The organism is Erythrobacter sp. SD-21 (genome assembly GCF_000181515.1).
Classification (GTDB): Bacteria; Pseudomonadota; Alphaproteobacteria; order Sphingomonadales; family Sphingomonadaceae; genus Qipengyuania.
The window spans coordinates 18,628-35,604 of sequence record NZ_ABCG01000001.1; the positions used below are offsets into that span (position 1 = coordinate 18,628).

The following is a 16,977-nucleotide window of genomic DNA, read 5'->3' on the forward strand; positions in this document are numbered from 1 at the left end:
TCCATGACCTCTCATGCAGACGGCTTCGGCCTCATTCAGGATATCGACGTCCGCCTCACGGTGGAACTGGGGCGTAAATCCATGCGCCTTCGCGATGTTCTGGCCCTAGGCGAATCAAGCGTCATCGAGCTCGACCGACTAACCGACGAGCCCCTGGATATGTTCGTCAACGGCAAGCTCATCGCGCGCGGGGAGGTAATCGCACAAGGTAATCGCTTTGCCATCCGTGTACTCGAGATTGTCGGCGCTTCCGGTGCGACGAATGACATGCCGCGCATCGAGGTTGCACAGTAATGTTCTGGTACATCCTCAAACTCCTGATCCTTCTCCCGCTAATCGGCGTCATGATCTGGGGCAGTCTCAAGCTGGCCAAGAAAGTGCAGGGTCAGTTCGGCGCGCCTTCTGGCGGCTCTAAAGCTGTCCGCATTGTCGAGACGACCATGCTTTCGCCGACCCTGCGCCTTGTTGTCATCGAATTTCATGGAAGCGAGATCCTCGTCTCGACTTCGCGCAACGGCTTGACGCGCCTGGCTGAAGCGCCAGCGCGAAAGCAGGATGCGCTCCCGGAGCTGGCACAGTGATCGTTCGGCTTTCAGCGGTCGTGGCTGCGATTGCCGCCTTGGCCTATCCCGCCATGGTTAAGGCGCAGGCAGGTGACGCCGATGTGTCAGGGGCGCTTGACCGCGCATTCGGTCAGATGGCGGGTGCAGGCGGGGAGCCGTTGAGCTTGTCGCTTCAGTTGCTGCTGATCATGGGTCTCTTGACGATCCTGCCGGCATTGCTTCTCATGATGACAAGCTTCACCCGTATCATTGTCGTCCTGGCTATTCTGCGTCAGGCTCTGGGTCTCCAGCAGTCGCCGCCCAATCAGGTGCTGATCGGGATAAGCCTGTTCCTCTCGCTCTTTATCATGACGCCAACGCTCGAGCGTGTGAACGAAGCGGCAATCGCCCCATATTCAGCGGGCGAAATCGGAGCGGAAGTCGCGATCGAACGTGCAGGCGACCAGTTTCATGCCTTCATGATCAGACAGACACGCGAGTACGATCTAGAGATGTTTGCCGATATCGCCGGTGCTGGCCAATTCGCCAGTCCCCAAGACGTGCCGTTCTCCATACTGCTGCCCGCGTTCGTGACCAGCGAACTCAAAACCGCTTTCCAGATCGGTTTCATGCTGTTTCTGCCCTTTCTCGTCATCGACCTCGTCGTTTCGAGCGTCCTGATGAGCCTCGGCATGATGATGATGAGCCCCATGATGGTTTCGCTCCCGTTCAAATTGCTGCTTTTCGTTCTTGTGGACGGATGGGCACTGCTGATGGGCTCTCTCGCTGCGAGCTTTGGATAATTGCGATGGACGAAAGCGCTGTACTCCTTTCGCTTGCAGACCGGATGCTCTGGATCGCTGCAATGGTTGCCGCACCCGTGTTGATCGCAAGCCTGGCCATTGGTCTGGTCATCGGACTGATCCAGGCTGCAACGTCGGTGAACGAGCAGACCCTCACGTTCGTACCGAAGCTGGCCGCCGTGGCGTTCGTCATGGTGGTACTCGGTGCGTCCATGATGGGACTCGTGATCGACTTCATGAACGATATTTTCGCCGAAATCGCGCGGATCGGCGACTAGGCTAGCTTCTCGTGAACGCTATCGATTTCGGCCTCGGGGCACTGGAACAGGACATGTGGCGGGTAGTCTTCCTCATGACCCGCATCGGAGCGGCGCTTCTTGCTGCGCCTTTCTTCGGCGCGACTTCCGTGCCCATGGCCGTGCGTGTATCGATTACCGGAGCGCTTGCAATTTTTGTGGCAACCTGGATGCCCGAAGTGCAGACGCCGGAAGCCATTCTCTCCCTTGAGGGGCTGTTGGCCATTGCTGGCGAGGTGGTTATCGGTCTCGCGCTCGGCTTCGTGCTTCAGCTTGCCTTCGCTGCACCGACCATTGCTGCCGAACTTATCGGTGGCGGGATGGGCATGAGCATGGCTGTCTCGCAAGACGCCATGGGTGGCGGGACCACGACCTCCTTTGGCCAATATTTCGTGATCGTTCTGACGCTCATCTTCCTGTCCACCGGCGCGCATTTACACTGGGTTGCACTTGTAGCGGAAAGTTACAGCGCCTTTCCGCCAGGCCAGACTTGGCTCGGTGCCGAACGCTTTGCCGCAATTGCCGGTTTCGCGAGCTTTATGTTCGAGACCGCCATACGCATCGCATTGCCGGTGACGCTCATCCTGCTACTGGTGCAGGTCATCACCGGTATTCTCAGCCGCTCGGCACCGTCACTGAACCTCTTCGCTCTTGGTCTGCCGGCGGGCGTTTTGGCAGGCATGGCCGCGCTGATCATCTCCGCTCCACTGATTTACGACCAGTTCGCCGGCCTTGTCGCTGACGCTCTCGATCAGACTGAAAGTGTTATCGTTCGATGAGCGAGGACACCCCCGGCGAAAAGAACTTCGCTCCGACCGAGAAGCGATTGGCCGATGCTGCGAAGAAGGGCGACGTTCTGCGATCGAAAGACGCGGGGACCGCAGCCGTCATGCTGTTCGGTGGAGCGTGGCTGGCACTCGCGGGACCGTGGTTGCTCGAAGGTCTTACGGATCTGGCGCGCGACGCCTTCCTCTTCGACGCAAGCGATCTCCGGGATTTCAGCGTTCAGGGTCTGCTCATCGAAGGCTTGTTGCTCGGGGTCCCGGCAGTTTTCGCTCTGGCTGTCCCGGTGATTGTCGTGACCCTGTTTTCACAACTGGCCTTCGGCCGCGGCCGATGGGTGACGGACAACTTGAAAGCCAAAGGTCAGAGAATCAATCCGATGTCCGGGCTCAAACGTATGTTCGGCATGCAGGGGCTGATTGAGATGGGGAAGGGCCTGCTGAAAATTGCCCTGCTCGGCAGCATCGCCGCGGCTTGGTGGTGGAACAGCATGGACGTGGTCATCGGGCTGGGTCGCGGCAATCTTTCCGCTCAGTTGACCGCCGCCTGGCGCGCGATTGTTTCCTTGGTCTTCGCCCTGAGCGCCGGACTTGTCGTGATCGCGTTTGTGGACCTCCCCATCCAATGGCTACGCCAGCAGAAACGGCTCAAGATGAGTCATCAGGAAATGCGCGACGAAAACAAGGAGTCCGAGGGGTCTCCCGAGATGCGTGCTGCGCGCCGTCAGCGCCAGCGGGACATCGCCACGGGATCGGTGGCCGGGGCCATGCGCGAAGCCCAGTTCGTAATTGCCAATCCCACCCATTTCGCGGTGGCTTTGACCTACGATCCAGCAAGGGCATCCGCGCCGATACTGCTCGCCAAGGGCCGGGGCGACAAGGCGCTCGCGATGAAAGAACTCGCATCCGAACTCGATTTGCCTACGCTGGAAATGCCGCAGCTCGCTCGTTCGGTCTATTACACGACACGCGAAAGGCAGATAATCTGCGAAGATCTCTATAGCGCCGTGGCCTCGGTAATCGCCTATGTTTTCTCGCTCAAACGCGGCGAAACCCCGCCGCTGCCGACAGTTGAGGTGCCTGCTGCGCTGCACTTCGATACAGAAGGTCGATTGGCGCTTAAACCGCAGACGGTCGGGCCGTTATCAGAGCGATGAGTATTTCGACCTCCTCCATCGCCACGCAGCTTGGAATCGGCAGCGGCGTCGACATGACAGGCCTCGCATCCCAGCTTGCCGAAGCGCAGTTCGCCGGGCGCAACGAGCGGCTGACGATCCAGTCCGAAACTCTCGAGCGCCGGATCTCGCTCGCAGGGTCGATCCGTAGCAGCCTTTCCGCCTTCGCCGCGGCATTGGGAGACCGTCTGCGTACCGGGGATCTGGCGCCCCTGCCGAACATTACGAATGCTTCCGTGGCCGCGGTATCGAGCCCACTGGGTTCAATCGGAAAGGGTACCTATTCGCTTAAAGTAACGAAACTAGCGAGCAACCAGGTCCTGAGCGGCCCAATCTATTCGAACCCGAGCGACACAGTCGGGGCGGGCACGCTTACATTTCGTTTTGGCAATACCGATACCACCAGCTTCACAGAAGATGTCACACGTTCCCCTCTTACGATCGAAATTGCCGCAGGCGCGACACTGGCCGATGTCGCATCGGCCATCAATGGCAAGAATGCTGGGTTGAACGCCTACGTAGCCCAGACCGCAAACGGTGCACAATTGGTGGTAAAGGGTGCAGACGGCGTAAAGAACGGTTTCATCATCGAGGCAGTCGAGGACGCTTCCAATCCTGGTCTGGCCAACCTTGCATGGCAGCCCGGAGGGGACGCCTCACGCCTGATCAAGACATCGGCCGACGCCGAATTCCTGCTCGACGGGATTTCGCGGGTCAGTCCGTCGAATTCGATAACTGGCATAGCGCCGGGTCTTTCCCTTTCGCTGCTAGGCACCAATCCGGGCACTCCCGCCACGATCAGTTTCAACAGCCCCAACGCGGCCCTCTCCTCAGTCATGCAGGACATTACCGGGGCGCTCAACGAAATCGCTTCTCAACTGCGCACTGCTACCGATCCGAAGAGTGGTGACCTTGCACGCGATACGGGCGCTCGAGCGTTGAGCCGCAGCCTCTCTGCGCTCGGTTCGGCGGAAATCATGCCCAATGCTCCTACAGGATCGCCCAGTACACTTTCGGAACTGGGCCTCGCCATCCAGCGGGACGGCAGCTTTACCTTCGACAACGCAAAGCTGACCGCCGCTCTGGCCCGCGACCCTGCCGGCGTTGCCGCTATGTTCACGACAGGGATCAACGGCGTTTATTCGACCATCGACAGGATGGCGCGTTCCAATAGTATCGCAAGCGATCCGGGCTCGCTGGCCGGTTCTATCGCGCGCTACCAGTCGCAGTCGCAGAAAATCACAGAGGACCTGCAGGAGCTGGCGGAAAAGCAGGAAATTCTGAGAGCGAACATGGTTGCTCGCTTTGCCAAGGCCGATAGCCGGGTTGCAGCCTCTCAATCGACGCTGTCGTTCCTGCAGTCGCAGATCGACGTGTGGAATTCGCAGAGGGATTGATATGCTGAGCCGTGCAAAACCGCGCGATGCTTACCGCCAGGCGAGCTTCGACGCGCGCCTGCTTGGCAGTTCGCGCGACGAACTCGTCCTTTTCTGTCTCGAGGATTTCATCGATAATCTCGGCCAGCTCGAACTGGCCGATCGCCGTTTCGATCATGCAGCCCGCAGTCGGGCGATTACACGCTGTGTTACTGCGCTGACGGCGCTCGAACTGGGAATCGACCGTTCCGCCGAAATGGGGGCGACACTCGCCCAGTTCTATGGATCGGCAAAGAACACACTATTGAATTCAATCCGACAAACCGATCAAGGATCGGTAGATTCTATGAAAGCTGATTTCGGCGACATCGCCAACGCCTTTCGGCAGGCTATGAGCGGCTAAGCGTGTATCGGACTACGTATTTCTACCAGTGCCGCCCGAAAGCGGCCGTGAACCATGGTGCGTCCAGATAAGACCCGTAACCGAACGGGGGCTGCCATGGAAATCGCAGATATCACTTTCTACATCATCGATCCGAACATGACGCGGAGGAACGCCCTCGCGCGGGTGCTGGGCACAAATGGTCATGCCTTCCCGCTGGATAACGCTTCAGAACTGGTATCGGTCACCGCGTCCAGGCCCTGTCTTCTCGTTCATGACGATGACGATCGGGTTAAGGCCTGTCTTGCCGAAGTATCTCTTTTGAACAATCCCATGCCCGTGCTCGTCTATTCCGGACAGCCGCATCTCGAACGGGTATATGAGATTGCCGATATGGGTGTGGCAGGATACTTCGCGTATACCGGAAACAGTGAGGATCCTTCAGAACAAATCCTGCGCTTGGTGAACCGCGATGCCAGGATGCAGACAGTCCGCCAGCGCCGACATGCTGCGGCCAGTCGGCTCCAAGCTCTTACGCGGCGGGAGCACGAAGTGTTAGACGCTGTTTCACGGGGCGAATCGAATAAGGCCATCGCCCGACAACTTCGCGTCAGCCCTCGCACGGTCGAAGTGCACCGCCGCAATATGATCGCGAAACTCGATGTGCCCTGTTCGATCTCCGCCGTTCGCGTAGCGCTTGAAGCCGAATTGTAGGGAAAGGCGCAAATTCCGCTTAGTGGCGGGGCGGCGTGCTTCCCAAAGTGAGCATGGCGTGCGCGCAAGCGGCGAGCAGCGCGACAGTCGGATCATAGCCGAAGAATTCACCTTCCTTGGCTTCACCGGAAATCGAAACGACCGCAGATGAGGAGCCCGTGGCCGCACGTGTCACGAGGATCCCGCAATACGGCCCAACCATTTCGACCGCTGCGCTAAGGTAGGCATCAGCTGCGCACAGTTGATCTAGCCGTCCAGCGGTGATCGAGTTCTCGAACAGAAGTGCATACTCGGGAGGCGCCTTGCAGATGAGGCTCCAAAATTCTTCCAATGCACTCTGCGGCTGTTCTCTTCCTTCCTCGACACAACCATCGATGAACCGTTGCAGCTCCGTGTACCACGCACTCATTATCACCCAAACTCCACCCTGAAGCCGTCCAAATATTGTGTGATGCAATAACCCGAAGCGGTGGGCGGCGAATACGTCTTTGTACGTACAAAGCGTTGGTGAATGGTTCATGTCCAGTTTTGGGACGAAATTTCCGGCTTTTGGGTTTAGAAGGTGTCGGCAGCCAGAAGTGATATCTTGAGCTTGTCCAGCGCGTTGGCTTTGAGTTGGTGCACGCGGGGAACGCTGACTTCCAAAACCGCAGCAATTTCAGTGAGATTCAGTTCTTCAAGGAAGTGCAATTGGATGACCAGCTGCAACCGCTCCGGCAGGTTGGCGATAGCCTGTGCCAAAGCTGTTTTATCGGCCTGCGCGACCAACTGCTCTTCCGCATCGGGTTCCTCGGTTGCGAAAGCCGGATCGGAATCGGAATAACAATCCTGGAGGTCCACCATTCGCGTCGCCACGCGGTTGCGAGCCTTCTGGTAATCTTCCGGCGTCATACCCAGAAAGAGGGCAACTTCGTCGCCGCTCGGATCGCGGCCGAACTGACGCCTTAACTCATCGGTTGCAGCGTCCATTTTGCGCCGCAATGCCGCCGCTCCGCGGACGTGGTGCGAGTTGGATCGTAGCAGGTCGATCATTGCGCCGCGGACGCGCATTTTTGCGTAGGCTGCGAAGCCGTCCTCGCTTGGCCGCTCGTGGCGCTGGGCGCATTCGGTTAGCGCTATCATACCTGCCTGAAGCAAGTCATCGACGTCGATCGAGGATCCGCAACTGCTCTCGTAGTACCAGGCGAGCTTGCGGACCATCGGCAGGAATTTCCCGATGCGCTCGTTGACCTCGCATGCGTAAGCTCGCTGCGCGTTGAAATGGGTATGGTCGTACTTCATGCTGCGAGAGTCTCCGTCTTTGCATCAAGGTTTGCGCCCTGGCCCGGATCGTCATCTCCAACGACAGCGATCACTTCGATGGGTTGCGCTACTGGAAGTTCGTTGATCGACAACACCAGGCATTGTGGTGCCCGCAATCGGAGCAGAGCGGATAGCGCACGCCGTGCACGGGGTTGGACAATCAGAGCTGGTCGCGTTGCGGCGGGATCGCGTTGTCCGATAATGGCCGCGATCCGCTCGCCGATAGAGCGAGCGAGGTCTGGCTCGATAATAATTTCTCCGGATGATGGGTCTTGAAGGCCGCCCGTAACCATTTCTTCGAGGCGGGCGGCGAGAGTTATGACCGGCAATTTCGCGTCCGGCGGACACACTTCAGCGACGATCATCCCGCCAAGGTCTGCGCGGACGATATCGATCAGGCGACCGTGCTCGGCGGTCTGCTGAGCGGCAAGTGAAATGCTGGAAAATACGCGCAGAGCATGTCGGAGCGAGATGCCGTCGGCCAGCAGCGACCTTAGTAGGCGCGTAAGGGCCGCGAGGCTCAGGGGCTGGGGGGTGATTGAGTCTATCAGTTGCGCATGACGTGTTCGCAGATGTTCGATGAGGTCGCGAACCTGATCGGGCCCGAGCAGGTCCTGCGCTCGCGCGCCGAGCAATTGATGAACCTGAGTTGCGATAACACTTTCAGGGTCGACCGTAAGATAGCCTTCCGCGATTGCCAGGTCACGGGCTCCTTGCTCGATCCACAGGGCCGGACATCCGAAACTGGGATCGACGGTCGGTATGCCAGGCACCGTCTGTGAACCGATAACTTCCCCCGTATCGATAGCGAGCAGATGGCCCGGGTTGATCTTCCCGCCGCCGAGCGTCGCGCCGCCGAGGGTAATGCGATACGCGTCGGGATCGAGTTCAAAGCTGTCTTCGATCCGGAACTGCGGCACGATGAATCCGAAGGTCTGGCACATCTGCTTGCGCAGCCCGGTAAGCCGGGAAACCAGCCTTGCTCCTCGCTTGTCGTCGGTCAGGCTGATGAGTCCATATCCTAGCTGGACGGTAACCAGCGTCTGATCGGTAACTTCCTCGATCGTGATGTGAGAAGGATCGGGCTTGGCTTCGGGTTCTGGCATCTCCTTCCGCGCCTCATGATTTTTGCGGAGCCGGAACCACAGGTAGAAGGTGCCCGACGACAGTGGCAGAATAATCGATTGCGGCATTGCCGGAATGCACCCGATAACGAAAAGTATGCAGGCGACGGGAAGCCAGATCTTGGGGTCTGCCAGCTGACCGCCGATCTGACCGGTGAGATCGCGCGCGTCGGAAACGCGGGTCACGATCACTGCCGCGGCGATGGAAAGAAGCAGCGCGGGAACAGATGCGACCAGAGCATCGCCCACTGCGAGTGTCACATAGGTTTCCGCTGCTTCTCCCGCCGTTAGGCCATGCGTCGATATCCCTAGTACTAGGCCGGCAATCACATTTATAAGAAGGATCAGCAGGGCGGCCACCGCGTCGCCTTTTACGAACTTGCTCGCACCGTCCATCGAACCGTAGAAATCGGCCTCGGTCGCGATTTCCCGGCGCCGAGCCTTGGCCTCGTCTGCTGTGAGAAGGCCCGCAGCAAGGTCCGCATCGATTGCCATCTGCTTGCCTGGCAAGGCGTCGAGAGTGAAGCGCGCCGAAACTTCGGACACGCGGCCTGCGCCCTTCGTCACGACCATCAGATTGATGATCATCAGGATGAGGAAGACGAAGATGCCGACAGCGAAATTTCCTCCGATCAGAAATGCACCGAAGGCTTCGATCACTTTGCCGGCAGAGGCGCCGCCCTCATGCCCGTTGAGAAGCACAATGCGTGTGGACGCCACGTTGAGCGCGAGCCTCAAAAGCGTCGCAAACAGGAGGACCGATGGGAACGAGGAGAAATCCAGGGGCTTCTGAGCGTTCATCGCCGCCATCAGCACCGACACGGAAAGTGCGATGTTCATGACAAGGAAAACGTCGAGTAGAATGGCCGGTATCGGCATAACCATCAGCAGGATGATAGTGAGGATACCGAACGGCAGCGCGAGCCCCGGGTTGAGGAAATGACGCACGTTCACAGCCCGAACGCCTTGAGCTTGACATAAGCGGCAGAAACGTTCTGGCTGGCGCGGCTCATCTGTGCGCTGCCATTGCCGAATGTGGCGCGTAAGGTTTCTGCCATGGACGGACGGCGACTGTCACTCGGCAGACTACGCGGAATTTCGGAAAGCGGCCGCTCGTTTCGCGTGGATCCGGACGCATAGGCCATCTCGAGACTTTGGTCCGCAGTTGCGTTCGGCCCTTGAGCATAGGCCGAAGCGACCTTGTCCCGCATGAAAGCCATCACTTCGCCGACTGATCGCGGCAATCCTTCGGAATAGAATATCGAGCGATTGGCGCGAGCGGCCTCTGGAAACAGCTTCGCGGCTGGCTGGCCCGGGTCGCTGTCGACTGCGCCGAGAAATTTCTTGGCACCTCCTAGCCCGAGGAAATGCGCCATATAGAGTTCGACCGGTCGAGGCTCTCGTCCAAGCACGGGTCGCAGCCCTTCTGCATTTTCGCGAACGAGTTCAGCAACCATGAGCGAGGACGCGTCAGCATCGTAGCGCATAGACAGTAGTTGGTTGCGTGTCGCTGCGTTCGATACGCGTCCGCTGTCGCTGATGGCGGTACTAGCGGCTTCGAACCCATGCTTTGCACCATGCCGGTCGAGTGTTCTCAACCATGTTGAATCGATAAATTGGTATAAGCCGGCTGCGCTTGAGGTCGGCGCTTTCGCATGCGGATCGAGCCCGGACTCGAGGCGGGCCTGAGCCACCAAGAAGTCGAAATCTACTCCGGTGCGTGTGGCAGCGCGCGCGATTGCGCCCTGAACTTCGGCACTCTGGACTGGATTGATAGTAGGCACAGATCCTCCGGGTCTCATTCACCCGGGGGAGCAGCAAAAAGCGTGCCAAGCGATATCTGTCGCTAGCGGCCGAAGATTTAAGCCAGCGCCATGCTCAGGTTGTGGCGCGGGAGGGCGGTGTATGGCGTATCGCTGCCGTTAAGCACACCTAGCCGGTTCTGAACGTTTGTGGAGATCAAGTTGCGCAAACGACGGTTGATTTCGTTCAGGCGCCGTACTGCGTCGAGAACACCCAGGCATTCTTCATCCAGCGAGCTTTGTTCGACTGCTTCGAGTTTGGCGCATAGGTCCATTTTTCCGCCGGTGCAGGTCACGATGCGATCGAGGTCGAGAGCGGCAAGGGCCTGCCGCTCCCCCTGCAAAAGGGCGAGCATCTGTTGCAGGGTAGTGAGGGTTTCCTGTTTGCGGCTCATTTGCCGACCTTTCCATACATGCCGGCCGCGATAATCGCGTCGGCGACTTTGGCGGGAATCAAGGGATAGGTTCCGGTCTCGAGCGCCTTCCGAATTTCCGCCACGCGATCCTGATCAACCGGGGCGTTCCCCGGCGCGACCCGTCGCGAAGTTGCAACAGGGGCCTGCGCTTCATGCGCTTCGGCGGCATTCTTTCCGGTAGGAGCTGCCTTCGCCGCGGCGGATACACCCGTTTCACGACGCGCAATCGCTCCGGAGAATTCCTGCAAACTGACAATACGCATTGTTCGCTCCATAATCTGGTTGTCAGTCAGAACGGCGATGCAGGCGCAGGTTTAACCTCCCGGCAATCATTTTTGCCGATTACGGCAAATCAATGCCGACCTTACCGGGGCCAAGGACGACTGCGCGGAGCGTTTCGAGGCGCTCGCCACTCGCACGAACCTTGATCCACTGACCCTGCGCGCCATCTTCGGCAGCGGAGCCGTGTCTTGTCAGCGTGAAGCCCTTGCCGCGAGCGAGAATGGATACAGTCTCGCCGCGCTTGATCATTTTTTCGCCATGCGCGACATAGGCACCGCTGGTGGCAGCTCGTGACACACCGTCTATCGCCACGAAGATACGCCACATTGGCGCCGGACAGGAAACTTGAACCGAACGCCCGTCGCGGCCAAACCACTGCAGGTCTAGCTCGGACTGGCAAGCGACCAGTCTCAATCGTCGATCGACCGGTAGTTTAGCGCCGCCGGGTTTGCCAACATCGGCGCCGGTGAATTCAGCTACGGCCTCGTCTATCGTCGCAAGGTTCATCGGGGACGTTGCACTGGTGCCAGTAGTGATGGACGTGACGGCGATAAGGCTGAGAAGGGCGTTGCGCATGGGGTGACTTGCTCCAGATTTCGACGTCCCGCCTGTTAGGGGCGTGCGTGCCGCTACAGAGCAATATCCGTGCCATCTTCCTCTGCACGAAGATACTCGACCGAAAGGACAGTTGTATCGACGCTGCCTTTCATCATCATCAGCCGCGCGGTTATGCCTGCCGCATCGGCCTCATCCAACAGGCGCTGCCCTTCCTCTAACGCTTCTGGCAGGAGATGGGGCGTATAGTAGATGGATATGGTCACAATCTGGCGTGGATCGACCACGGTGGAAGCAAACCATTCGCCGACGGGCTCGCCTCTATAAGGTCTATGGACAGCAACCGCGGTCGTGCCGACTAAGCTGGATTGTCGCTCGCTCACTTCCCCTGCGATATTTTCGGGGTCAGGTCCGGCCGCCTGCGCCGTTACCAGAAACAGGATCAGTGCCAGGTCTGCGGTGATTGTTTGCCAGCTCGAAGCTGCGCGTCCGATCATGCTGCCGCCCGCCTTTCGGTTGCTTCCGCATCGGATCCGGAGGTCCTGCGAATGCCTTCAGCCAGCCACTCCAGGACATTCTGCCGATCGATTTCCTCACGATGGGACTGACGCGCGATAGCGCTACCGAGCGGGGCGAAGATCGCGTTTGCCGCGACGAGGCCGTAGAGGGTAGTAATGACAGCCATTGAAACGGCAGCCACGATATCGGTTTCCGCAACGGTCGAGCCTTGCGCCTGAGCCAGTGCAGTCAAAGTTCCCGCGAGGCCGAGGATCGGTGCGAGTTCGGCTGCGCGGTCAAATACGCTAACCGCTGTTTCCGCCGCCTTGAGCCGCGCGTCCTTGAACTTGAGATGTTCGGTATGCAGGGATTGGATGGAGCGCTGGCTAATGATCAGGTCGGACAGGATGTCGAATTCATTGTCCCCGAAATGGTGCGGTTCTGCTCGCAGAAACCCATCGTCGGCAATTTCCCGGATCTGGATGGCGAGGGCCGCCTTGGCCTGAGCAATGTCGAAGGGCTTGTGCAGCAATCCGTACGCAGCTGAAATCGCGATACGGACGTCGGCTGCTCCACATCGCAAGAACGTGGCTATCAACGTGCCCATCAATACGATGGCGAGGGCTAACGGATCGAACCAGGTATCTAACATTCGGGTAGCTGCTCCTTATTGCGCAGAACGGCTTTTGAGGCAGGAGATTTAGAGGGCGGATGAACTTTGCCGTTGTCCGGCAAAGGCTTGCCGGCACTCACCTTTCATCCCGCATTTTCCGCGAGATTTCGAATTTGGCACGAGCCTTGCAAAGCTGGTCCCGAGTAAGATGCGGAGGCTCAGATGAGCGAAGGTTTGTTCGGTATTCATGGCGCGGCTCTAGAAATCCGGTCGCAGCGGCTAGGCGTTCTTGGTTCCAACATCGCCAACGCTGCAACGCCCGGGTACAAGGCGCGTGATATTGATTTCGCCGCTGCCCTGGATGCCCGTCTAGAGGGGGCAGAGGCATCGGGAGCGACAACCGGCGCAATCAAGTATCGCGTCCCGACCATGGCGAGCTTGGACGGAAACACCGTCGAAATGGCAACCGAGCAAGCGGCCTTCGCCGAAAATGCAGTAGCCTATTCCGCAACTCTCAATTTCCTTCGCGGCCGGGTCGAAACCGTAACGCGTGCGATTAGAGGGGAATAGCGATGTCGGGACCCACCTCTTTATTCCAGGTTGGCCACCGCGCCATGTCCGCACAGCTCGTCCGAATGAACACGGCGGCGTCCAATCTCGCCAATGCCGGTTCGGTCGCCGGAAGCGAAGCGGAGGCCTACCGTCCGATGCGGACCGTCTTCGAACAGGAACTCGATCGCGCCAGCGGACTGTCTTCGGTCCGTGTCGGCGGGGTGGTGCGCGAAGATACTGCACCGATCCGGCGGCATGACCCCGGCCATCCGTTGGCCGACGAGAACGGCGACGTCTGGGAGGCACCCGTCGATGAGAACGCCGAAATGGTCGAGATGCTCGAAGCCTCGCGCCAATACCGCAACATGGTCGAGGCTCTCTCGACCGCTAAGCAGCTGATGCTTGAAACGATGAGGATGAAATAATGAGCTCGATCGTAAATCCGGCCAATCCCTTTCCAAGTTCCATGGGCTCTAGCCCTGTTGCGGGCCGCGGCATGGATTCGCTGGGTCAGGGCGATTTCCTTCGCCTGCTGACAGTGCAGATGCAGCAGCAAGACCCCTTCAATCCCGTCGATAACAAGGAAATGCTTTCCCAGATGGCGCAGTTTTCCTCGCTTGCCGGGGTTGCCGAAACCAATGCCTCGCTAGAGCGGATCGCGGACCAGCTCGACCTGCTCATAACAACCACACAGTCCGCGTCCGCCGGCTAATCCAGGAGACAAGACGATGTCTTTCTATACTTCTCTCAATGGCATGAAAAACGCGCAAACCTCGCTCGGGGTTATTTCGCACAACATCGCCAATTCGGAAACCTACGGATTCAAGCGCAGCCGCACCGAATTCTCGGAAATCGTTGCCGGAAGCGCGCTTACCAACCCGCGCATGATTCAGGGTATTGGCGCTTCGGTGAAATCGATCACACAGAACTTCGCGCTCGGACCAATCGAGCAGACGGGATCAGCGCTGGATCTTGCCATTACCGGCGACGGGTTCTTTACTACCCGTTCCGCAGCGGATGGTTCTACTCTCTATACGCGATCCGGTTCTTTCAGCCTGAGCGGCACCGGCAACATCGTAGACAGCAGCGGGAACCGCCTTCAGCTTTTCCCGGTCGACGCCAACGGGCAAGTTACCGGAAATACCCTCGGTGATGCCAACCTACCTCCGCAAAATCTCGCCGGCTCCGAATTCGTGGGCGTGACTATCAACGAGGTCGGCGTGGTCTCGGCTTCTTATGCCGATGGTTCCGTGGAGCCCGTCGGAGCGATCGCGCTGGCGACCTTCATCGCACCGACCGGGCTCAAGAAGGTCGGCGATGCGAATTGGGAGGGTACGGGGCTTTCGGGCGCGGCAACCTACGGGTCGCCCGGCACGGGCGCGTATGGTTCGCTGCTTTCGGGTGCGCTCGAGCGTTCGAACGTCGATATTGCCGAAGAACTCGTAGGCTTGATCACCGCTCAGCGGAACTTCCAGGCCAACGCCAAGGCGATCGACACCGCGACTCAGATTTCGCAGACCGTCATCAATCTGCGGACCTGATCACTATGGACCGCCTCATTCACACAGCGCTTTCCGGCATGCGGGCGTCGATGGACAGCCAGCGCGTCATTGCGAGCAACATGGCCAATGCCAACACGCTGGGCTTCCGGGCAGAATTGTTGGATCAGCGCCCGGTTACCATCGAGGGGCAGCCGAACGAAGCGCGGGCAATGCAAATCGCCAGGGTTCGCGGAGCGGACATGTCGTCGGGCCAGATTATCGAAACGGGTCGCAACCTCGATGTTGCAGTTACTACCCAGGCCTTGATGGCGGTCCAGGCCGAAGATGGAACCGAAGCCTATACGCGCCGCGGCGACTTATCCGTCTCTTCGACCGGCCTGCTCGTCAATGGCGAGGGGCGCCCGGTGTTGGGCGAAACAGGACCTATCACGATCCCGCCGGTCGGCATTCCGGCGATCTCTCCCGACGGTACGATTACCATCGCGGATCCGACCACACCCGACCAGCCGCCCGCCAAAATCGGACGGATCAAAATGGCCTCCTGGGAGGGTTCGCCAATCAGCAAGACGCTCGATGGGCTGTTCCGGGTCGAGGGCGGGGGAATCCTGCCGACCGATGAAACCGCCAGTCTCAAAACCGGGGCGCTTGAACAATCCAACGTCAAGACCACGGAAGTGCTGGTCGAGATGATCGAGGCACAGCGCCTCTTCGCCATGCGCACCAAGATCGTCTCTACGGCCAAGGAAATCGACGAAAGCGGCTCGCAGCTTCTGCGGCTCGGCTAACCACCTAGGGGATAACGGACCATGCCTACTTCAGCTCTTCAAGTCGCACGCACCGGGCTCGAGGCTCAGGATTCGCGGATGCGCGTGATCGCCAACAATCTCGCCAACGTCGGGACCACGGGCTTCAAACGCGACCGCGCCAACTTCGCGACACTCGCTTATCAGGATGCTCGCGTAGCCGGTCAGCGTTCCTCTGCCGAGACTGCCTATGCCACAGGGCTTAACCTTGGAACCGGTGTCGCGGTGCAATCGACCAGTCAGGTAATGACGCAGGGTGCGCTTAGCACCACCAGCAATGCCTTCGATCTTGCGCTGGACGGTGACGGCTATTTTCAGATCGAGATGCCGGGCGGTCGCATTGGTTATACGCGCGCCGGCAATTTCACGCTTTCTGCGGAAGGGCAGTTGGTCACCCAACAGGGCTATTCGGTTCAGCCCGCGATCACGGTCCCCGAAGGCGCTACCGCAATAGCAGTCTCGCCGGATGGTACCGTCTCTGCGACCTTGCCTGGCGAAGCTGGGCCGGCCGAATTGGGACAGATTCAGATTGCCCGCTTCACCAATCCCTCGGGTCTTCAGGCGATCGGGGACAATTTCCTTGTGGAAACAGCTGCCAGCGGCGCTCCCGAACTCGCCCCGGGCGGAGAGAACGGGCGGGGCAACATTCGCCAAGGCATGCTCGAATCCTCGAACGTGAATATCGTGGAGGAACTGGTCGAGATGATCGAGTGCCAGCGCGCCTACGAGATCAGTTCAAAAATGATCTCGGCTGTCGACGAAATGCTGCGCAACGCCAACCAGACGCTCTGAGGATACGCCCATGAAATCCGCTTTCTGCCTGTTGCCCATCGTTTTGGGGCTGGCCGCTTGCAATGCGCACTCGGCCCGTCCCGCAGGCTACTCCGCCGCGCTTCCTCCGGCGTCCGAAACTGCAGCGGTGCGCCACGAAAACGGGGCGATCTTCCAGGCAAGCCAAGGGTATGCTCCGCTGTACTATGGCAATCGTGCCGCCAGGGTTGGCGACCTCGTTACCATAGTCCTGGTCGAACGGACCCAGACTTCGAAATCGACCAGTGGCTCGACCAAGCGCGATGGCAGCTTCGGTCTTTCCCTCCCCACATGGTCCGGGATTGACAGCGCCGACCTTAATGCGTCGGGCGGCGGGTCGTTCAAAGGGTCGGGTGATGCGTCGCAAGCAAGTTCGATACGGGCTGATCTGACTGTGACGATCGCCGAAGTGCGTCCGAATGGAACGGCGTTGGTGCGCGGAGAGAAGGTCATGGAATTGAGCCAGGGGACGGAGTGGGTGCAGCTTTCGGGCATCATTCGCCTTGCCGATATCGATCAGGATAACCGCATCCCTTCGATCCGGGTGGCCGATGCGCGAATTTCCTATTCCGGCGCTGGCTCGGTCCAGCGGGCAAGTCGCGAAGGATGGCTGTCGCGCTTCTTCGGCGTGATCTCGCCTTTTTGAGG

Annotated in this window: 25 protein-coding genes; 16 read left to right on the plus strand and 9 right to left on the minus strand. The window is 59.2% G+C overall.

What is annotated here, in order from left to right:
- The first annotated feature begins 3 nt into the window (after positions 1-3).
- From fliN to ED21_RS14545, 9 genes are all read left to right on the plus strand, one after another.
- Positions 4-294 (plus strand): flagellar motor switch protein FliN, encoded by a 291-nt coding sequence (gene fliN, locus ED21_RS00090; RefSeq protein WP_006831753.1) that lies wholly within the window; start codon positions 4-6, stop codon positions 292-294.
- Entirely contained in the window at positions 294-581 is a 288-nt protein-coding gene (locus tag ED21_RS00095; RefSeq protein WP_006831754.1) for a flagellar biosynthetic protein FliO, read from the plus strand. Before fliN ends, ED21_RS00095 begins: the two co-directional genes overlap by 1 nt.
- Before the next feature lie 53 nt (positions 582-634).
- A complete protein-coding gene (gene fliP, locus ED21_RS00100) occupies positions 635-1,345 on the plus strand; it encodes a flagellar type III secretion system pore protein FliP (RefSeq protein ID WP_198005800.1) in 711 nt (236 codons plus the stop codon).
- A gap of 5 nt (positions 1,346-1,350) precedes the next feature.
- Positions 1,351-1,623, plus strand: coding sequence for a flagellar biosynthetic protein FliQ (locus tag ED21_RS00105; RefSeq protein WP_006831756.1), 273 nt, complete (start codon positions 1,351-1,353; stop codon positions 1,621-1,623).
- A gap of 11 nt (positions 1,624-1,634) precedes the next feature.
- Positions 1,635-2,420 carry a flagellar biosynthetic protein FliR gene (fliR, locus tag ED21_RS00110; protein WP_006831757.1) on the plus strand — a complete coding sequence of 262 codons (786 nt, stop codon included), beginning with the start codon at positions 1,635-1,637 and terminating at the stop codon, positions 2,418-2,420.
- Entirely contained in the window at positions 2,417-3,580 is a 1,164-nt protein-coding gene (locus ED21_RS00115) for a flagellar biosynthesis protein FlhB (protein ID WP_006831758.1), read from the plus strand. Before fliR ends, ED21_RS00115 begins: the two co-directional genes overlap by 4 nt.
- Positions 3,577-4,995, plus strand: coding sequence for a flagellar filament capping protein FliD (gene fliD / locus ED21_RS00120; RefSeq protein ID WP_006831759.1), 1,419 nt, complete (start codon positions 3,577-3,579; stop codon positions 4,993-4,995). Before ED21_RS00115 ends, fliD begins: the two co-directional genes overlap by 4 nt.
- Before the next feature lies 1 nt (position 4,996).
- Positions 4,997-5,377 carry a flagellar protein FliS gene (locus tag ED21_RS00125; RefSeq protein WP_006831760.1) on the plus strand — a complete coding sequence of 127 codons (381 nt, stop codon included), beginning with the start codon at positions 4,997-4,999 and terminating at the stop codon, positions 5,375-5,377.
- A 96-nt stretch (positions 5,378-5,473) separates the two neighbouring features.
- On the plus strand, positions 5,474-6,070 hold the full coding sequence (locus ED21_RS14545) for a response regulator transcription factor (protein ID WP_198005788.1): 597 nt from the start codon (positions 5,474-5,476) through the stop codon (positions 6,068-6,070).
- 19 nt (positions 6,071-6,089) lie between these two features.
- On the opposite strand, the gene ED21_RS00135 is transcribed toward ED21_RS14545, so the two are convergent.
- From ED21_RS00135 to ED21_RS00175, 9 genes are all read right to left on the minus strand, one after another.
- Positions 6,090-6,479, minus strand: coding sequence for a hypothetical protein (locus ED21_RS00135; protein WP_006831762.1), 390 nt, complete (start codon positions 6,477-6,479; stop codon positions 6,090-6,092).
- Between the two features lie 146 nt (positions 6,480-6,625).
- On the minus strand, positions 6,626-7,351 hold the full coding sequence (locus ED21_RS00140; protein ID WP_006831763.1) for a sigma-70 family RNA polymerase sigma factor: 726 nt from the start codon (positions 7,349-7,351) through the stop codon (positions 6,626-6,628).
- Entirely contained in the window at positions 7,348-9,450 is a 2,103-nt protein-coding gene (locus ED21_RS00145; RefSeq protein WP_006831764.1) for a flagellar biosynthesis protein FlhA, read from the minus strand. The genes ED21_RS00140 and ED21_RS00145 overlap by 4 nt, the downstream gene beginning before the upstream one ends.
- Positions 9,447-10,280: a transglycosylase SLT domain-containing protein gene (locus tag ED21_RS00150; RefSeq protein WP_233995678.1), complete on the minus strand. Its 834-nt coding sequence runs from the start codon at positions 10,278-10,280 to the stop codon at positions 9,447-9,449. The genes ED21_RS00145 and ED21_RS00150 overlap by 4 nt, the downstream gene beginning before the upstream one ends.
- A 77-nt stretch (positions 10,281-10,357) precedes the next feature.
- On the minus strand, positions 10,358-10,693 hold the full coding sequence (locus tag ED21_RS00155) for a hypothetical protein (RefSeq protein ID WP_006831766.1): 336 nt from the start codon (positions 10,691-10,693) through the stop codon (positions 10,358-10,360).
- Positions 10,690-10,977, minus strand: coding sequence for a flagellar biosynthesis anti-sigma factor FlgM (locus tag ED21_RS00160; RefSeq protein ID WP_006831767.1), 288 nt, complete (start codon positions 10,975-10,977; stop codon positions 10,690-10,692). The genes ED21_RS00155 and ED21_RS00160 overlap by 4 nt, the downstream gene beginning before the upstream one ends.
- Before the next feature lie 79 nt (positions 10,978-11,056).
- Positions 11,057-11,572, minus strand: coding sequence for a flagella basal body P-ring formation protein FlgA (locus ED21_RS14940; RefSeq protein WP_083800336.1), 516 nt, complete (start codon positions 11,570-11,572; stop codon positions 11,057-11,059).
- Between the two features lie 53 nt (positions 11,573-11,625).
- Complete coding sequence (locus ED21_RS00170) at positions 11,626-12,048, minus strand: hypothetical protein (protein ID WP_006831769.1); 423 nt, start codon at positions 12,046-12,048, stop codon at positions 11,626-11,628.
- Positions 12,045-12,701: a MotA/TolQ/ExbB proton channel family protein gene (locus ED21_RS00175; protein ID WP_006831770.1), complete on the minus strand. Its 657-nt coding sequence runs from the start codon at positions 12,699-12,701 to the stop codon at positions 12,045-12,047. Before ED21_RS00175 ends, ED21_RS00170 begins: the two co-directional genes overlap by 4 nt.
- A gap of 183 nt (positions 12,702-12,884) precedes the next feature.
- Here ED21_RS00175 and flgB point away from each other — a divergent pair, with 183 nt between their 5' ends.
- Genes flgB through ED21_RS00210 form a run of 7 tightly spaced genes read left to right on the plus strand, consistent with a single transcriptional unit; the run spans position 12,885 to position 16,975 of the window.
- Positions 12,885-13,232 carry a flagellar basal body rod protein FlgB gene (gene flgB / locus ED21_RS00180; RefSeq protein ID WP_006831771.1) on the plus strand — a complete coding sequence of 116 codons (348 nt, stop codon included), beginning with the start codon at positions 12,885-12,887 and terminating at the stop codon, positions 13,230-13,232.
- Between the two features lie 2 nt (positions 13,233-13,234).
- Positions 13,235-13,639 (plus strand): flagellar basal body rod protein FlgC, encoded by a 405-nt coding sequence (flgC, locus tag ED21_RS00185; RefSeq protein ID WP_034920835.1) that lies wholly within the window; start codon positions 13,235-13,237, stop codon positions 13,637-13,639.
- On the plus strand, positions 13,639-13,926 hold the full coding sequence (locus tag ED21_RS00190; protein WP_034920838.1) for a flagellar hook assembly protein FlgD: 288 nt from the start codon (positions 13,639-13,641) through the stop codon (positions 13,924-13,926). Before flgC ends, ED21_RS00190 begins: the two co-directional genes overlap by 1 nt.
- Before the next feature lie 16 nt (positions 13,927-13,942).
- Positions 13,943-14,755: a flagellar hook-basal body protein gene (locus ED21_RS00195; RefSeq protein ID WP_034920840.1), complete on the plus strand. Its 813-nt coding sequence runs from the start codon at positions 13,943-13,945 to the stop codon at positions 14,753-14,755.
- A gap of 5 nt (positions 14,756-14,760) precedes the next feature.
- Positions 14,761-15,501, plus strand: a complete 741-nt coding sequence (locus ED21_RS00200; protein WP_006831775.1) for a flagellar basal body rod protein FlgF — start codon at positions 14,761-14,763, stop codon at positions 15,499-15,501.
- 21 nt (positions 15,502-15,522) lie between these two features.
- On the plus strand, positions 15,523-16,311 hold the full coding sequence (gene flgG, locus ED21_RS00205; RefSeq protein WP_034920844.1) for a flagellar basal-body rod protein FlgG: 789 nt from the start codon (positions 15,523-15,525) through the stop codon (positions 16,309-16,311).
- 10 nt (positions 16,312-16,321) lie between these two features.
- A complete protein-coding gene (locus ED21_RS00210; protein ID WP_006831777.1) occupies positions 16,322-16,975 on the plus strand; it encodes a flagellar basal body L-ring protein FlgH in 654 nt (217 codons plus the stop codon).
- Positions 16,976-16,977: the final 2 nt, after the last annotated feature.

Coding starts and splice junctions, on each gene's coding strand:
- fliN (WP_006831753.1), top strand. CDS start 4: ATGACCTCTCATGCAGACGGCTTCGGCCTCATTCAGGATATCGACGTC.
- ED21_RS00125 (WP_006831760.1), top strand. CDS start 4,997: ATGCTGAGCCGTGCAAAACCGCGCGATGCTTACCGCCAGGCGAGCTTC.
- ED21_RS00195 (WP_034920840.1), top strand. CDS start 13,943: ATGTCTTTCTATACTTCTCTCAATGGCATGAAAAACGCGCAAACCTCG.
- ED21_RS00200 (WP_006831775.1), top strand. CDS start 14,761: ATGGACCGCCTCATTCACACAGCGCTTTCCGGCATGCGGGCGTCGATG.
- ED21_RS14940 (WP_083800336.1), bottom strand. CDS start 11,572: ATGCGCAACGCCCTTCTCAGCCTTATCGCCGTCACGTCCATCACTACT.
- ED21_RS00095 (WP_006831754.1), top strand. CDS start 294: ATGTTCTGGTACATCCTCAAACTCCTGATCCTTCTCCCGCTAATCGGC.
- flgG (WP_034920844.1), top strand. CDS start 15,523: ATGCCTACTTCAGCTCTTCAAGTCGCACGCACCGGGCTCGAGGCTCAG.
- ED21_RS00140 (WP_006831763.1), bottom strand. CDS start 7,351: ATGAAGTACGACCATACCCATTTCAACGCGCAGCGAGCTTACGCATGC.
- ED21_RS00155 (WP_006831766.1), bottom strand. CDS start 10,693: ATGAGCCGCAAACAGGAAACCCTCACTACCCTGCAACAGATGCTCGCC.
- flgB (WP_006831771.1), top strand. CDS start 12,885: ATGAGCGAAGGTTTGTTCGGTATTCATGGCGCGGCTCTAGAAATCCGG.
- ED21_RS00190 (WP_034920838.1), top strand. CDS start 13,639: ATGAGCTCGATCGTAAATCCGGCCAATCCCTTTCCAAGTTCCATGGGC.
- ED21_RS14545 (WP_198005788.1), top strand. CDS start 5,474: ATGGAAATCGCAGATATCACTTTCTACATCATCGATCCGAACATGACG.
- ED21_RS00210 (WP_006831777.1), top strand. CDS start 16,322: ATGAAATCCGCTTTCTGCCTGTTGCCCATCGTTTTGGGGCTGGCCGCT.
- fliP (WP_198005800.1), top strand. CDS start 635: ATGGTTAAGGCGCAGGCAGGTGACGCCGATGTGTCAGGGGCGCTTGAC.
- ED21_RS00160 (WP_006831767.1), bottom strand. CDS start 10,977: ATGCGTATTGTCAGTTTGCAGGAATTCTCCGGAGCGATTGCGCGTCGT.
- fliD (WP_006831759.1), top strand. CDS start 3,577: ATGAGTATTTCGACCTCCTCCATCGCCACGCAGCTTGGAATCGGCAGC.
- ED21_RS00170 (WP_006831769.1), bottom strand. CDS start 12,048: ATGATCGGACGCGCAGCTTCGAGCTGGCAAACAATCACCGCAGACCTG.
- ED21_RS00105 (WP_006831756.1), top strand. CDS start 1,351: ATGGACGAAAGCGCTGTACTCCTTTCGCTTGCAGACCGGATGCTCTGG.
- ED21_RS00135 (WP_006831762.1), bottom strand. CDS start 6,479: ATGAGTGCGTGGTACACGGAGCTGCAACGGTTCATCGATGGTTGTGTC.
- flgC (WP_034920835.1), top strand. CDS start 13,235: ATGTCGGGACCCACCTCTTTATTCCAGGTTGGCCACCGCGCCATGTCC.
- ED21_RS00115 (WP_006831758.1), top strand. CDS start 2,417: ATGAGCGAGGACACCCCCGGCGAAAAGAACTTCGCTCCGACCGAGAAG.
- ED21_RS00175 (WP_006831770.1), bottom strand. CDS start 12,701: ATGTTAGATACCTGGTTCGATCCGTTAGCCCTCGCCATCGTATTGATG.